This is a genomic window from Staphylococcus sp. HMSC13A10 (assembly GCF_001808005.1).
In the GTDB taxonomy this organism is placed as follows: domain Bacteria; phylum Bacillota; class Bacilli; order Staphylococcales; family Staphylococcaceae; genus Staphylococcus; species Staphylococcus pasteuri.
The window spans coordinates 140,248-155,695 of record NZ_KV791884.1; the positions used below are offsets into that span (position 1 = coordinate 140,248).

16 protein-coding genes are annotated in these 15,448 nt (G+C 30.5%); 1 reads left to right on the forward strand and 15 read right to left on the reverse strand.

Annotation, left to right across the window (positions count from 1 at the left end):
* Positions 1–20: 20 nt before the first annotated feature.
* From HMPREF3125_RS10985 to HMPREF3125_RS11035, 11 genes are all read right to left on the reverse strand, one after another.
* Positions 21–440: a Fur family transcriptional regulator gene (locus HMPREF3125_RS10985; RefSeq protein ID WP_017636262.1), complete on the reverse strand. Its 420-nt coding sequence runs from the start codon at positions 438–440 to the stop codon at positions 21–23.
* Positions 430–1,290 (reverse strand): metal ABC transporter permease, encoded by an 861-nt coding sequence (locus HMPREF3125_RS10990; RefSeq protein WP_017636263.1) that lies wholly within the window; start codon positions 1,288–1,290, stop codon positions 430–432. The genes HMPREF3125_RS10985 and HMPREF3125_RS10990 overlap by 11 nt, the downstream gene beginning before the upstream one ends.
* Positions 1,291–1,332: 42 nt before the next feature.
* Entirely contained in the window at positions 1,333–2,103 is a 771-nt protein-coding gene (locus HMPREF3125_RS10995; RefSeq protein WP_017636264.1) for a metal ABC transporter ATP-binding protein, read from the reverse strand.
* A gap of 111 nt (positions 2,104–2,214) precedes the next feature.
* A complete protein-coding gene (locus HMPREF3125_RS11000) occupies positions 2,215–3,102 on the reverse strand; it encodes a deoxyribonuclease IV (RefSeq protein ID WP_070453866.1) in 888 nt (295 codons plus the stop codon).
* 9 nt (positions 3,103–3,111) lie between these two features.
* Positions 3,112–4,455, reverse strand: a complete 1,344-nt coding sequence (locus HMPREF3125_RS11005; protein WP_070453868.1) for a DEAD/DEAH box helicase — start codon at positions 4,453–4,455, stop codon at positions 3,112–3,114.
* 55 nt (positions 4,456–4,510) lie between these two features.
* Positions 4,511–5,614: a Nif3-like dinuclear metal center hexameric protein gene (locus HMPREF3125_RS11010; RefSeq protein WP_070453870.1), complete on the reverse strand. Its 1,104-nt coding sequence runs from the start codon at positions 5,612–5,614 to the stop codon at positions 4,511–4,513.
* Positions 5,604–6,293: a tRNA (adenine(22)-N(1))-methyltransferase gene (locus tag HMPREF3125_RS11015; RefSeq protein WP_070453872.1), complete on the reverse strand. Its 690-nt coding sequence runs from the start codon at positions 6,291–6,293 to the stop codon at positions 5,604–5,606. The genes HMPREF3125_RS11010 and HMPREF3125_RS11015 overlap by 11 nt, the downstream gene beginning before the upstream one ends.
* A 120-nt stretch (positions 6,294–6,413) precedes the next feature.
* Positions 6,414–7,517 (reverse strand): RNA polymerase sigma factor RpoD, encoded by a 1,104-nt coding sequence (rpoD, locus tag HMPREF3125_RS11020; RefSeq protein ID WP_029055739.1) that lies wholly within the window; start codon positions 7,515–7,517, stop codon positions 6,414–6,416.
* A gap of 342 nt (positions 7,518–7,859) precedes the next feature.
* Entirely contained in the window at positions 7,860–9,668 is a 1,809-nt protein-coding gene (gene dnaG, locus HMPREF3125_RS11025) for a DNA primase (RefSeq protein ID WP_070453874.1), read from the reverse strand.
* A 60-nt stretch (positions 9,669–9,728) separates the two neighbouring features.
* The gene (locus HMPREF3125_RS11030; protein ID WP_017636271.1) at positions 9,729–10,547 is read right to left on the reverse strand and encodes a pyruvate, water dikinase regulatory protein; all 819 of its coding nucleotides are present in this window, start codon (positions 10,545–10,547) and stop codon (positions 9,729–9,731) included.
* Between the two features lie 11 nt (positions 10,548–10,558).
* Positions 10,559–11,182: a transcriptional regulator CcpN gene (locus tag HMPREF3125_RS11035; RefSeq protein ID WP_081581202.1), complete on the reverse strand. Its 624-nt coding sequence runs from the start codon at positions 11,180–11,182 to the stop codon at positions 10,559–10,561.
* 334 nt (positions 11,183–11,516) lie between these two features.
* Here HMPREF3125_RS11035 and HMPREF3125_RS11040 point away from each other — a divergent pair, with 334 nt between their 5' ends.
* The gene (locus tag HMPREF3125_RS11040) at positions 11,517–12,908 is read left to right on the forward strand and encodes a glycine--tRNA ligase (protein ID WP_029055737.1); all 1,392 of its coding nucleotides are present in this window, start codon (positions 11,517–11,519) and stop codon (positions 12,906–12,908) included.
* A 91-nt stretch (positions 12,909–12,999) separates the two neighbouring features.
* Here HMPREF3125_RS11040 and recO read toward each other — a convergent pair whose 3' ends face one another.
* The 4 genes from recO to HMPREF3125_RS11060 are packed head-to-tail and all read right to left on the reverse strand — an operon-like array spanning position 13,000 to position 15,446.
* Entirely contained in the window at positions 13,000–13,761 is a 762-nt protein-coding gene (recO, locus tag HMPREF3125_RS11045) for a DNA repair protein RecO (protein WP_176745296.1), read from the reverse strand.
* A gap of 27 nt (positions 13,762–13,788) precedes the next feature.
* Positions 13,789–14,688, reverse strand: a complete 900-nt coding sequence (gene era, locus HMPREF3125_RS11050) for a GTPase Era (RefSeq protein WP_070453876.1) — start codon at positions 14,686–14,688, stop codon at positions 13,789–13,791.
* Positions 14,685–15,092 (reverse strand): cytidine deaminase, encoded by a 408-nt coding sequence (cdd, locus tag HMPREF3125_RS11055; RefSeq protein WP_017636276.1) that lies wholly within the window; start codon positions 15,090–15,092, stop codon positions 14,685–14,687. The genes era and cdd overlap by 4 nt, the downstream gene beginning before the upstream one ends.
* A gap of 9 nt (positions 15,093–15,101) precedes the next feature.
* Positions 15,102–15,446 (reverse strand): diacylglycerol kinase family protein, encoded by a 345-nt coding sequence (locus tag HMPREF3125_RS11060; RefSeq protein WP_017636277.1) that lies wholly within the window; start codon positions 15,444–15,446, stop codon positions 15,102–15,104.
* Between the last annotated feature and the right edge of the window lie 2 nt (positions 15,447–15,448).

Genomic DNA, 15,448 nt, shown 5'->3' on the forward strand with positions numbered 1-15,448 from the left:
ATAGACTATGGCTAGTAAGATTAATGATTTACTTTTTGACATTTTTCACAAGTACCGTAAACTTCGAGTTTGTGAGTATGAATATCAACATTTGGTAAATATTGTTTAACTTGGTCAATTGGACAAAAATCAATAACTTTAGTATCACCACAATTTTCACATATAAAATGATGGTGATGATGATTAGTACAAGCGATTCTAAATTTCATTTCTCCATCTAGTTCAGTACTTTCAATAATTGCTAAGTCTTTAAATAAATGAAGGTTTCTATAGATGGTATCAAAAGATATACCTGGATAATCTTTATCCATAACTTGTTGAATATGTTTAGCATTAATGTATTTATCTTCTTTAACAAATATATTAAGCATATCGTTACGTTTATCTGTATATTTTAAACCATTATCTTTTAATATTTTAATAGCATCACTAGTGTTCATATTTACGATCCCCTTTTTGTGACTTTAATTTTAACTTTTGATAAGTCATTGTAATCATTAGCATAATGACTAATAGTACTACAATCACGCCACCAGGTGAAATATTAATGTAAAATGCGAGAACTAATCCAAGTATCACTGATAATTCACCTATGATGATACTAAGGATAATTAATTGTTTGAATCCTTTTGTCCAACGCATCGCTATTGCTACAGGTAAAGTGATTAACGCACTAACTAACAATATACCTACTACTCTCATAGAAGCAGAAATAACCATTGCAACAACTACAATAAATAAAAACTGAATCCATTTTGGTATTCCTATAACTTTACTATACTCTTCGTCAAAAGATAAAATAAATAACTCTTTATAAAATAAAGTTATGAATAATAAAACTAGTATTGTAATGAAGATAATTGTAGTTAAATCACTGAAATTAACTGCACTAATTGAACCAAATAATAGACCAACTATCTCTTGATTAAAACCATCTGCTAATGAAATAAATATAGCACTTAAGGCAATACCTGCACTCATAATAATTGGAATGGCAATTTCTTGATAATTAGTATATGAGGTACGCAATTTTTCAATTAATAATGCACCAATAATGGCGAATAATATTCCAAACCACATAGGATTAATGAAAGTTAGTGCTGGCAATACTGTTATAATAAACATGCCAAATGATATACCGCCCAATGTTACATGGCTTAGTGCATCAGCAATAAGTGACAACCTTCGTACTACTATAAAAGCTCCAATTAATGGTGCTATAAATCCTATTAAGATACCACTGATCAAGGAGTATCTCATAAAATCAAAGTTTAATAATGCATCTATCACGAGTTACACTCCTCAAATTTATTTCTATGAATCGATTCTAATTTAGGTACAACATTCTCTATCATGTTGATGATCAACGAATTGAACTGGGTGTCCATATATTTTGGAAATTTCAACCTCATCAAGAGATTTAAAATCTTCAGTCGTACCATGAAAATGAAGATGTTTATTTAAGCATGCAACTTCTGTTGCTGTATCTGCTACTACACCAATATCATGTGTAACTAATATAATGGTTATGCCTTCCTTTTTTAATCGATCAAGCGTTTCATAAAATTCATTTACATGTTTAGCATCAATACCATTAGTAGGTTCATCTAATACAAGCACGCTAGGATTAGAAATCAAAGCACGTGCAATAAGCACACGTTGTTGTTGGCCACCTGATAATTCTGCAATGTTTTTATCAATTAAATGTTCTATATTTAATCTTTCTAAAACATGTTCTACTTTCTTGATGTCTTTATTATTAAAACGTTGAAAAAGTTTTTTTGTTTTAGTTAAACCACTTAAAACTACTTCTTTAACACTTGCTGGAAAACCAGCTGTAAACGAAGAGGCCTTTTGTGAAACATAACTTATTTTTAGAGCTGATTTATTATTTTTAATAGGATGACCATCTATAAAAATGTCGCCGGATTGTAATGGCAGCAAACCAAGTATGATTTTTAAAAGTGTTGATTTGCCGGCTCCATTAGGACCAACAATTGCTAAAAATTCACCTTTGTTAATTTTAATATTTATATTTTCTAAGACTTGTTTATGATCAAAATAGTAATCTATATTTTTAAGTTCAAATACTGGTGTAGTCATTTTTTCACCTCATTGTATACTATACATGTTGATGAACTTAATGTAAATAGTAATGCTTACGACTAATAAAAGACGTTACAGAAATATCTGTAACGCCTACTTTTAATATTATTAGTTTAAAATTTTATCTTTTAAATCTGGATCAAATGTCTGAGATTTTAACATTTCAATTTCATGTTTATAAGGTGGTTTCTTATTCTTTTTATCTTCACCAACATAAGGTGTTTCCAAAATTTTTGGAATGTCTTTGAAAGTATCGTGATGAACAACGTAATTTAATGCATCAAAGCCTATATGACCAAATCCAATATTTTCGTGTCTATCTTTATGTGCACCTTGTTCATTTTTACTGTCATTTACGTGTACGACTTTAATTCTGTCTACACCTATAATTTTATCAAATTCATTTAAAACACCATCAAAATCTTCTTTGATATTGTATCCAGCATCATGCGTATGACATGTATCAAAACAAATGGATAAGCGTTCATTATATTTCACGCCATCAATGATACGAGCAATTTCTTCAAAGTTACGACCTATTTCAGAACCTTTACCTGCCATTGTTTCTAAAGCGATACGAACATTGTTATCATTTGTTAATACTTCATTCAGACCATCGATGATCTTTTGTATACCTACATCTGCACCAGCGCCAACATGAGAACCGGGATGTAATACAATATCTTTAGCCCCAATTGCTTGTGTACGCTCAATTTCGTTCTGTAAGAAATTGACACCTAATTCAAATACTTCTGGTTTAGTTGTGTTAGCAATATTAATGATATATGGAGCATGTACTACAATATTAGATAGACCATATTGTTCCATCACTTCATGACCTTTTGTAATATTTAAATCTTCAATACTTTTACGACGTGTATTTTGTGGCGCTCCTGTGTATATCATAAATGTTGATTCGCCAAATTTATGTGCTTCTTCTGCAGACCCTTCTAACATTTTTTTACCACTCATAGATACATGTGAACCTAATAACATCTTTTTCACCTATCCTTTTCTATTCTTTCTATCTTGACGATTTTGACGTTTACTGTATTGTTTACGCTCTTGTCGTTTCATTTTCTCAACTTCCTGCTTAAATTTCTTTTTATAACCAGGTTTAACTTTACGTTTGGTTTTACTACGTACTTTATTTTTAACTTCATTTGTTAAATGATCATCTTTACGTTGTCTAGTACGTCGAGTGTTATGCGCCTTGATAGGTGTAAGTTCATCATTTTTGATATCAACATTTTCGAAAACGTATCGTCTATCTTCGATTGCTGAAATATTTTCTTCTTCATCAGGACTATATAACGTAATAGCAACACCGTGATAATTACCACGACCAGTACGTCCAACACGATGAGTAAAGAAATCTATATCATTTGGTACATCGAAATTAATAACATGACTAACACCTTCAATATCAATACCTCTTGAAGCTAAATCACTCGCAATTACAAATTGGAAATCAAGATTACGTATACGTTTCATTTGTTGTTTACGTTCACGAGGTGTTAATCCACCATGAATCATACCAACTTTGATACCTGCTTCATTTAATGAACGTGCTAATTCATCGGCATTGTCTCTACTATTACAGAATATAATACATAGGTATGGATTTAGAATATCTATTAATTTAAGTGTTTTTTCAACTTTGGTTGCACCTTTTGTAGGAATTAAATAAAATTCTATATTTTTCTTATTTTGAGACTGACTATCAACTTCTACAAAATCTGGTTGTTCTAAATATTTATTTAAAAATGGTTGTAGAGATTTAGGAATTGTTGCACTAAATACTGCAATATTTGAACTATCTTCTAGGCGAGATGCTATAAGGTCTACATCTTCAATTAAACCTAAATCAATCATTAAATCAGCTTCATCAATAATTAAATAAGAAGCTAAATGTGTGTGTAAATGACCACTTTTAGCTAAGTCATTAATTCTAGTTGGTGTACCAATAACTAATTGTGGTTGTTGATTACATCTTTGCTTGTCCTTTTCAATATCAGTACCACCAATAAATAGTTTTACGCTTACGCCTTCTTTAAAACTACTTAAATGATTAGCGGCTTGATATAGTTGTTGTGCAAGTTCTCTAGTTGGTGCTACAACAATAGCTTGTGGTTCTTGAATATTTATATCTATTAAACTAATTAAAGGTAATAAAAAGGCATGTGATTTTCCTGTACCTGTTTGTGACTGTCCAATAATATTAGTTTTCTTTAAAATTCTTGGAATAATTCGATTTTGAATTTCTGTCGGTTTTTCAAAATTTAAATCTTTAACTGCTTCAATCATACTATCTTCAAGACCGAAGTATTCGAATGGATGTTTTGCCATGTTATGGCCTCCTTATAAGTTCATCTTTACTATTATAATGTAAATGATGAAGATTTTAAATATATGTGAAAGGATCTGTATTAATATTAGAAGCAACAACTTTGATATCATTTGAATTTTCTTCTAATAACCATTCCTGTAGTAAAAGTTTTAATCCTTCTTTCATCACATATTCACTATAGTGGTTGATATCTAATAAATTTATTCCTTCTATTTTCGCATCTAATGCATCATGGTGTTTGATGTCACCGGTAATAAATATATCGGCACCTAATTGAGCAGCTTTATATTCAAAACCTATTCCAGAACCACCAATCATAGCAACTTTACTAATCATAGCATTTGAATTACCTACGTATCGAACACTTGGAATTTGAAGTTGTCTTTTCACTTGTTCTACAAAGTCCTCAATTTTCATTGGTTCTTTTAATTCTCCCATTATTCCTAAACCGTAATTACCTTCTTTATTCAATTCAATAAAGTCATATACTGGTGTTTCATAAGGGTGATAGTGATGGATAGCTCGCTCAGTTAACTGACGTTGTTGATAAGATATCATAAATTCTAATTTCACTTCATCAACGAATTCTATTTCATCAATTGAACCAATATACGGATCTGCATCACCAACAGGTTTAAATTGACCTCTCCCTTTACTTTCGAAGAAACAATATTCATAATCGCCTTCTTTAGCAAGACCAATATCATTGAGCTGTTGTTTAAATGTTTCTAGATGATCTTCAGGTATAAATGTTTGAACTTTATAGTATTGAATTGGTTCTTTATTAATTAACTGTGTATGTTGTAAACCAATTTTGGAAGCTAACATTGCATTTACACCATTAGGATTAACATCTAAATTTGTATGCATAGCTATTAAATTAATATTATTTTGAATAAGTAATCTGATTATTTCGCCATATCCTTGATTAGTAATTGATTGAATGCCTTTAAAAATAAGTGGATGATGACTAATAATGATATTAACATTTTCATTAATTGCTTGTTGAACAACATCAATAGTACAATCTAATGCTGTTAATATTCCATTCACTTCTTGAGATTCATCGCCTATTAATAAACCTACATTATCCCATGATTCAGCAGTATTAAACGGAACATGCTCATCTAACATAGCCATTAATTCATTAACTTTCACTATTTAACACCTCTTTAATCAATTTTATTTCTGATTCTATTTCATTATATCGATGTAAGTGTAATTCTGGATTGAGTTGTTGCTTAATCTTTTCTAATGCCTTCAATTCTCTTTCCCATTTATTATAAAAATGTTTATTTTTATTTTCTAGTAAAATAGGACCGAATTTGAGTTCATATTCATTATATTCAAAAGGTGAAGTTTGGTATTCGGCTATAACTATTTCATAGATATGGCCTTTTTCTTCTAAAATGATTTCATCTAAAATTTTGTATTGAATACTTTGTAATAATGTTCTTACATTCTGAGTTTGAATATTACTTTGTAGTATTAATCTAGGATGAGAATGTAATTTATGTTGGCCTTCTTCTAATATTTTAGCTATTAAAGGCCCTCCCATGCCACATATCGTTATGTTATCTATTTGTTCGTTATCACGAATTACGCTAAGACCATCACCTAGTCGCACTTCAATTTCATTATCCAGTTCATTGGCGTTAACATTTTTTTGGGCAGCTTCAAAAGGTCCTTTGATAACTTCACCAGCAATTGCTTTAGTACTTAGATTAGACTGAATAGCAAAAATAGGTAGATATGCATGATCGGACCCAATATCGGCAAGTGTACCTTGTTTAATAAATTCTGACACTTTTAATAATCTTTGGTTTAATGTGATCACTAAGGTATTCTCCTTTATTTTATTAAAATCATAAATGCCTCTATATGTATTAAAATAATAAATCATCGGTTTATAAAAAATAAAGACTGGGACAAGCTTTATGCCCCAGTCCAAAACTATTTAATCCATAAAGTCTTTAAGACGTTTACTTCTACTTGGATGTCTTAACTTTCTTAATGCTTTAGCTTCAATTTGACGGATACGTTCTCTAGTTACGCCAAACACTTTACCAACTTCTTCAAGTGTTCTAGTTCTTCCATCATCAAGACCAAATCTTAAACGTAAGACATTTTCTTCTCGGTCTGTTAAAGTATCTAAAACATCTTCAAGCTGTTCTTTAAGTAACTCGTATGCAGCATGGTCTGAAGGACTTTGTGCTTCTTGGTCTTCAATGAAATCACCTAAATGACTATCATCTTCTTCACCAATAGGTGTTTCTAATGATACAGGTTCTTGAGCAATCTTAAGGATTTCTCTAACTTTTTCAGGTGGTAAATCCATTTCTTCACCAATTTCTTCAGGTGCAGGGTCACGTCCTAAATCTTGTAATAATTGACGTTGAACACGAATTAATTTGTTAATTGTTTCAACCATATGCACTGGTATACGAATAGTACGTGCTTGGTCAGCAATAGCACGAGTAATTGCTTGACGAATCCACCAAGTTGCATAAGTAGAGAATTTAAATCCTTTATTGAAGTCGAATTTTTCAACTGCTTTAATTAGACCCATATTACCTTCTTGAATTAAATCAAGGAATAACATACCTCTACCTACATATCTTTTAGCAATACTTACTACTAAACGTAAGTTTGCTTCAGCTAATCTAGATTTAGCTATTTCGTCACCTTGTTCAATTCTTTTAGCAAGCTCAATTTCTTCTTGTGCACTTAATAAGTTAACACGTCCGATTTCTTTTAAATACATACGTACTGGATCGTTAATCTTAACGCCTGGAGGTGCACTTAAATCATTAGGATTTAATTTAGCATCTGTATCTGAATTGTCTTTTTCATTTACTAATGTGATATCATTGTCATTTAATTGATCAAAGAAATCATCCATCATATCAGAATCCATTTCGAAATTCTGTAATTTTTCAGCAATTTCTTCGTGACTTAAATGACCTTCTTTTTTACCTTTTTCAATTAATTGTTTTTTAACATCTTCCATTGTTAAAGTCGGATCAATTGTTTGTTTTTTAATTTTAACTTTATCAGACATGAAACGGCCTCCCGGTATTAATATAAACTTTCAATTTATTCATTTTTATTATTAGTAATTTGATTATAATGATGGTAATGCTAATAAAATATAGACTAAATTTCATATTTTCGTTTAGTTAAAAGCAATGTATTTTCAATGATGCGTTAAATAAACCAGTAGATTAATCATCTTCTGAAAAATATTACTTTCTTATGAAATATCAGTCAAAATAACTCCCTTTAAAATACATATAATTATTCTGAATAGTCATTTTTAGATATTATTTGTTTACCCAATGTAAATACATGGTAACCATTCATAAATCTCTAAAATACAACGATATCATAAATTTTTGTAAGATTACATTCTACTTTTGTTTTTATTAACAATTAATTGAAGATAATATTTTTGTAGTTCTGTATCTCCTATACGAGTTGCTTCTCGCAATTTATGATTTAAAACTTCTAAAGATTCGCCATCTTTATTCTCGTTCATGATATTAATATAATCTTCTAATTCTTGTTCAAATGGTTCTTCATTTAAGTTATATGAATCAAGTGATATCAACGCTTCTCTTAAGTCATTATTTTCTATATATTGAATCATTGTACTTAATTGGTAAACATCATTATTAGAAAAATAATCATGCAAAGTATTAAATATACGCTTGAAATACTCATTTGTAAAGTCGTCAGAATTGACTTTTTGATAGTAATTTAAAAATGTATCTTTATCTTGCATAAAGTGTTTTAACAAGGAACGTTCTGCCTTTTCATGGCGATTCAATTGATTGAATTGTATCGTTTGTTGCGGTGGCTCGTTATAAAAATAAGATTGATCTGGGTAAGAAGACTGAACATTTTGTGTTTGCTGTTGATGAGCCACTTCATAGTCCAAAGTCTCAAAACTAACTTTAAACAATTCTGAAACGTCTTGCAATACCTTTTTCTGAAGTATGGATGAACGCATTAAAGCTATATCCTGAGTTACTTCTTTTAAATATCTTTCATAAGCCAAATCATTATTTTGAATTTCATCTTTATGTGTTTGAACTTTAAACAAGACGAAAGATTTTTTATCTTTTTGAACAAATTCTAGAAATGCTTCATTTCCATACTTTCTAATATATTCATCTGGGTCCATATCAGAAGGCAATTGAACGACAAATACATTTAAACCTTGCTCTAAAAGCGCTTGTCCAGTTTTTAATGTTGCTTCTTTACCTGCAAAATCTCCATCAAACATTAAAGTAATATTGGATGTTAATTTTTTTATGAATGTGATATGTTCATTTGAAAGTTGAGTCCCCATACTTGCTACAACAGATTTCAAACCAGCATGGTCTGACTTAATAACATCCATAAAGCCTTCAAGTAATATAATTTCATCATTTTTTCTTATATTTTTTCTAGCTTTATCGAGATTATATAATAACTTTCTTTTCTGGAAAATAGGTGTTTCTGGACTGTTTAAATATTTAGGCTCTTGATTAGTATAGGTTCTTGCTGAATATCCAACAATTCTTCCTTGAGCATTTTTAAGAGGAAACATAATTCTATCTCTAAATCGATCATAATAGCTAAAGTTTTCCTCATTTCGAGATAAAAGTCCCGCTTCATACGCTAATTCGATATCATAACCTTTTTTCTCTAAAAAATCATGACAAAAATGAGACGAATTAGGCGCATAACCAATTCCTCTTTCTTTAATTAATTGTTCTGGAAAATCACGTTCTTTCAAATAATTAAGCGCTTGTTCACCTTCAACAGTTTTCATAAGTGCATAATGGTAATATTCTTGCATGAGTTCATGCATTTCTATCATTTGTAAATCATCAGTTGCGATTTGTGTGTTTGTATTTTGATATTGGTTATTACCCACATCAACTGATATATTGACACGTTCGCCTAACTCTTTTACAGCTTCTGTAAAGGAAATATCTTTTATTTCTTGTGTGAATTGAAAAACATTGCCACCCTTTTTACAACCGAAACAATGACAGATTTGTTTATCTTCTGACACAGTAAAAGAAGGGGTCTTTTCATCATGAAAAGGACACAAACCGATATAATTGCGTCCTCTTTTTTCAAGTTTTACATATTCACTTACTAAATCAAGTATATCTGTCTTATCTTTGATTTCATTAATGACCGATTGTTCTATACGCAAAATAAATCACCTATTAAATATTAGTCTTAATATTATACCTTTTTTATGCATTAAATGAAATTATTTTGTTTTATTATTTTCAATATAATAGATGATGTCATTAGCTGTCTCTTCAATTGCTTTATCTGTTACATCTATAACTGGACAACCAACTTTCTCCACTAGTTCTTCAAAATAATTTAATTCTTCTTTTATTCGTGCTTCAGTAGCATATCTTGCTGTGTCACCAAGACCAAGTTGTTTTAATCTTTCTTTTCGTATTCTATTTAATTTTTCTTCACTAATTTTTAAAGCAATACATTTTGATGAATCAATATTAAATAGTGCATCAGGAGGTGTAACTTCTGGCACAATTGGTATGTTCATGACTTTATAACTTTTATGAGCTAAATATTGTGATAGTGGTGTCTTTGATGTTCGAGAGATACCTAAAAGGACGATATCTGCTTTTGGTAAACCTTTAGGATCTTTCCCGTCATCATATTTAACAGCAAACTCAATTGCATCAATCTTTTTAAAATAGGCATCGTCTAATCTATGGACAATACCTGGTTCATAGTAAGGTGTTTCTTCAATTGAACCAGATAATAAATCCATTAAAGGTCCCATAATATCAACTGATTTTAAATTATGTTCTTTTACTTTAGCTACCATATATTTTTTGATTTCTGGTTTAACCAAAGTATATACGATGATAGCATCTGTATCTTCGGCTACTTGAACCACTTCATCTACGTTTTCAAATGATTCTATGTATGGGTAACGTAAAAATTCATGTTTACATTGCTTAGGATTAAATTGTGAAACACCTGCACGAGCAACTAACTCTGCAGTTTCTCCAATTGAATCTGAAGCAACAATTATGTTTATATTATCCATCTATTAACCACCTATTCTTTAAATAATGATACAAATAATTTTGTAATTGTCGTTTTAGATACTCTTCCAACGACTTCATATTTTTGATTATCTTTTAATCTTACAATGGGAATAGCATCTATTTCTTTATCTATCATTTGATTAGCAGCATAGATAATTAGTTCACTTTCTTCTAAATAAGTAAGATTAGGCATACGAGTCATATTAACGCTAATCGGCATTGTATGAATATCATTTCCAATCATTGAAGCTCTCAATAAATCTTTTCGTGAACAAACTCCAATAAAATCATTATCCTTATTTGTGATAAACAAAGTACCAGCATCTTCTAAAAATATAGTACAAATGGCATCGTAAACCGACATATCTTCTTTTACCACTACCGGTTGTGACATATAATCCTTTACAACATACTGGCGTAGTTGTTCATGGATGATTTTATTTTTAGATTTGCCTGAATAATAATAACCTACTCTAGGTCTTGCTTCTAAAAATCCTGACATCGTAAGAATAGCTAAATCTGGTCTTAATGTTGCGCGTGTTAAATTTAATTGATCGGCGATATGCTCACCTGTTATTGGTCCATGTTGCTTGACGATTTCAACTATTTGTTCTTGTCTTTGATTCAGTTCTATAGGTCTTCACCCCTCTTATATACATTATATATTATAACTGTTATTTTTATTTGCCACAAACACATATAAACGCTTGCTATTAAATATTTAATCAATTAGAATAATTATAAAGCGAGCTAAGGATGGTGTAAGCTTAGCATATAAATATTGGCATAAAATTAAATTTATTTTAAAGCGAGTGGCTACACTAATTTGGGTGGAACCGCGGGTTAAATGATATTTTAATGTATATGAATTATACTAAATAAAAATTAACTCGTCCCAAGATGATTAAGCATATTTAATTGTGTTTTATTGTCTTGGGGCGTTTTTATGTGTAAGGAGAGAATTATTAATGGCAAATGATATGGAACAAATCGTACAACTTGCAAAGCACAGAGGATTCGTATTCCCTGGTAGTGACATCTATGGTGGCTTATCTAATACTTGGGATTACGGTCCACTAGGTGTTGAATTAAAAAATAATGTTAAAAAAGCATGGTGGCAAAAATTCATTACACAATCACCATATAATGTTGGTTTAGATGCAGCTATTTTAATGAACCCTAAAACATGGGAAGCATCAGGACATTTAGGTAACTTTAATGACCCTATGATTGATAACAAAGATAGTAAAATTCGTTATCGTGCAGACAAACTAATTGAAGATTACATGCAACAAGAAAAAGGCGATGAAAACTTTATTGCTGATGGCTTAAGCTTTGATGAAATGAAAAAAATCATTGATGATGAAGGTATTGTGTGTCCAGTAAGTGGTACTGCTAATTGGACTGATATCCGTCAATTCAATTTAATGTTTAAAACATTCCAAGGTGTAACTGAAGATTCAACTAACGAATTATTCTTACGCCCAGAAACAGCACAAGGTATTTTCGTAAATTATAAAAACGTTCAACGTTCTATGCGTAAAAAATTACCATTTGGTATTGGACAAATTGGTAAATCTTTCCGTAATGAAATTACTCCAGGTAACTTCATTTTCAGAACACGTGAATTTGAACAAATGGAACTTGAATTCTTCTGTAAACCTGGTGAAGAAATTGAATGGCAAAATTATTGGAAAACATTTGCTAGTCAATGGTTAAAAGATCTAAATATTAATGAAGACAATATAAAATTACGTGATCATGATGCTGATGAATTATCTCACTATTCAAATGCTACAACTGATATCGAATACAAATTCCCATTTGGTTGGGGAGAACTATGGGGTATCGCAAGTCGTACTGACTTTGACTTGAAAAAGCATAGTGAACATTCAGGTGAAGATTTCAAATATCATGATCCAGAAACAAATGAAAAATATATCCCATATTGTATTGAACCTTCTTTAGGTGCTGATCGTGTAACATTAGCATTCTTATGTGATGCTTACGCTCAAGAAGGAGTAGAAGGAAGTAAAGATGAACGTACAGTCTTAAAATTCCACCCTGCTTTAGCACCTTATAAAGCTGCAATCTTACCATTGAGTAAAAAATTATCAAGTGAAGCAATTAAAATCTTTGAACAATTAAGTCAAACATTCTCAATAGATTTTGATGAATCACAATCTATTGGTAAACGTTACCGTCGTCAAGATGAGATTGGTACACCATATTGTATTACATTTGACTTTGATTCATTAGAAGATAATCAAGTTACAGTACGTGACAGAGATTCTATGGAACAAGTTCGTATGCCTATTTCAGAACTAGAGACATTCTTAGCAGAAAAAATTAAATTTTAATTATGTTGAGATAATTTCTCATTGATTAATACTAAAGACCGCAATCACAAGAGCTTTGTGATTGCGGTCTTTTATCTAGATTTTAAACTAATTATTTATCTAAATCATTTAATTCTAATCTTTTCAATTGATTGATTAACTTTTGACTTTTAAAAAACATGCCTGCATATTCTCTATAAAGCATTATCATTAATTCTGACATTTCATCTAAAATGTCTTGATGTATTTTTAGTTCATTCATCTTATCAATTGGTAATTTTAATAATATATCTAATAGATACAATGTTCTATTTGATAATTGTAATGCATGAGGGTCTTGATATGCTTCACTTTTTGAAATGGCACCATCAAATTTAAAACTATACCCTATTAATTGAGATTGGTCTGTATTGCCGCTAACAGCACATATATTAAACGAGGCAGAAAAACCATATTTATTCATACATTTGAGTAAGACTATGATAGACATTAATTGTGCAGATTGTCCTGAAGAAATTTTATTTAAAACAAACTGTAATAAGTCAAAATTAAATTTTGATATTTCTTCTTCTTCCATTGAACGGTCAATTGTTTCAGCACACAATGTCGCAAAGCTACTTTCATACAAATCAAGTTGTAATTCATAATGTTGATCAATGACATCTACAGAATTAAGTGTCCCCATACCTCGCCACTTATTATAAATAAATAAGCCATACACAAACATTTGTGTATGTGCTTGTAAACCTGTTTTAACTTTTTTAGCTCTTCTAGCCATCAGCGGTACTTTAGCGCCATGTTCGTTTAAAATCGTAATGATTTTATCTGATTCGCCGTATTCTACAGATTTTAAAATAATCCCTTTTTGTTTCATTAACATACTAACTCACCATCTTTTGAGTTAATCTTGATCTTCTATATATCCAATTTGGCGAATAAAATTAACTTTATTTCTCCAATCTTTCTGAACCTTAACCCATAATTCTAAATAAACTTTAGAACCTAAAAGCATTTCTATATCGTGTCTTGCACGTTTACCTACTTCTTTAAGTTTTTTGCCACCTTTACCGATAACAATACCTTTTTGAGAATCACGTTCTACATAGATTGTAGCTTCAATACGTACGCGATCTTCATCTTCTTTAATCATACGGTCAACATTTACACCAATAGCATGAGGAATTTCTTCGCTAGTTAAATGTAAAATTTTCTCACGAATGATTTCACCTACTACAAATTGTTCTGGGTGATCGGAAATTTGATCATCAGGATAATATTTTGGTCCCTCTGGTAAATAAGATTTTAAAACATCAATAAAATGATCAACATTTAAACCTTCTAACGCAGAAATTGGAATAATTTCAGTAAAGTCCATATATTTTTGATACTTTTCAATTTGTGGCATTAGCTCATCTGGATGAACTAAATCAATTTTGTTTAATACTAAAAATACAGGTGTCTTTAAATCTTTTAGCATATTCATGATATATTCATCGCCACGACCGATATCTTCATTAACGTTGACCATAAACATAATTGCGTCTATTTCAGAAAGCGTATTTGTTGCCACTTTCATCATATAATCGCCTAATTTATGTTTAGGTTTATGAATCCCAGGTGTATCAATAAAAATAATTTGAGCATCATCTCTAGTCATTACACCCTGAATTTTATTACGTGTAGTTTGAGCTTTGTCAGACATAATTGCAATTTTATGACCAATAACTCTATTTACAAATGTAGATTTACCTACATTAGGTCTTCCTATAATTGAAACAAATCCTGATTTATGTTCTGTCATTTATTTAAATCCTTTCCAGAAAATCCGTATGGTAATAATTCTTTAACTGATGATTCAATCATATCACCTTTGTGATTAGTCATATATACTGGCATATCATCGTCGCATAATTCTTTCAATACTTGACGACATTCCCCACAAGGTGAAGATGGTTGATCAGCGTCTACAGTGACAGTAATTGATTCAAAATCACCGGGCTGATAACCAGCAGATATCGCAGAAACTAAACTAGCTCTTTCAGCACAAATTGACATTGAATATGCTGCATTTTCAACATTCGTTCCGTAAAATGTACGTCCATCCTTAGCTTTTAAATAGGCGCCTACTTTAAAATGACTATATGGTGAATAAGATCTTTGTTGTGCTTCTCTGACTTCTTTAAAATAATGAGATTGATAGCTCATGTTGCCCTCCTATAATAAGTTAATAAAATATGGAATAAAAACAATTAAACCAATTAATAAAGCTAAAATTGACACAATCATTACACTAAATGCGGCAATGTCTTTTGCATATTTGGCATAATCATGATATTCAGATGTAACAAGGTCTACGACGTATTCTACTGCAGTATTAATCGCTTCAAAAGCTAGGACTAAACTTATTGCTAATAGAATAAATAACCACTCTAAGCGATTGATATGAAAAATGAAGCCAAAAACAATTGCAATAATACTAGCATAAATGTGAAGAGAAAACTTTTGGTCTTTAATTAATAGTGTTTTCAAGCCATTGAGTGCATAGCTAAATCTTTTCACGA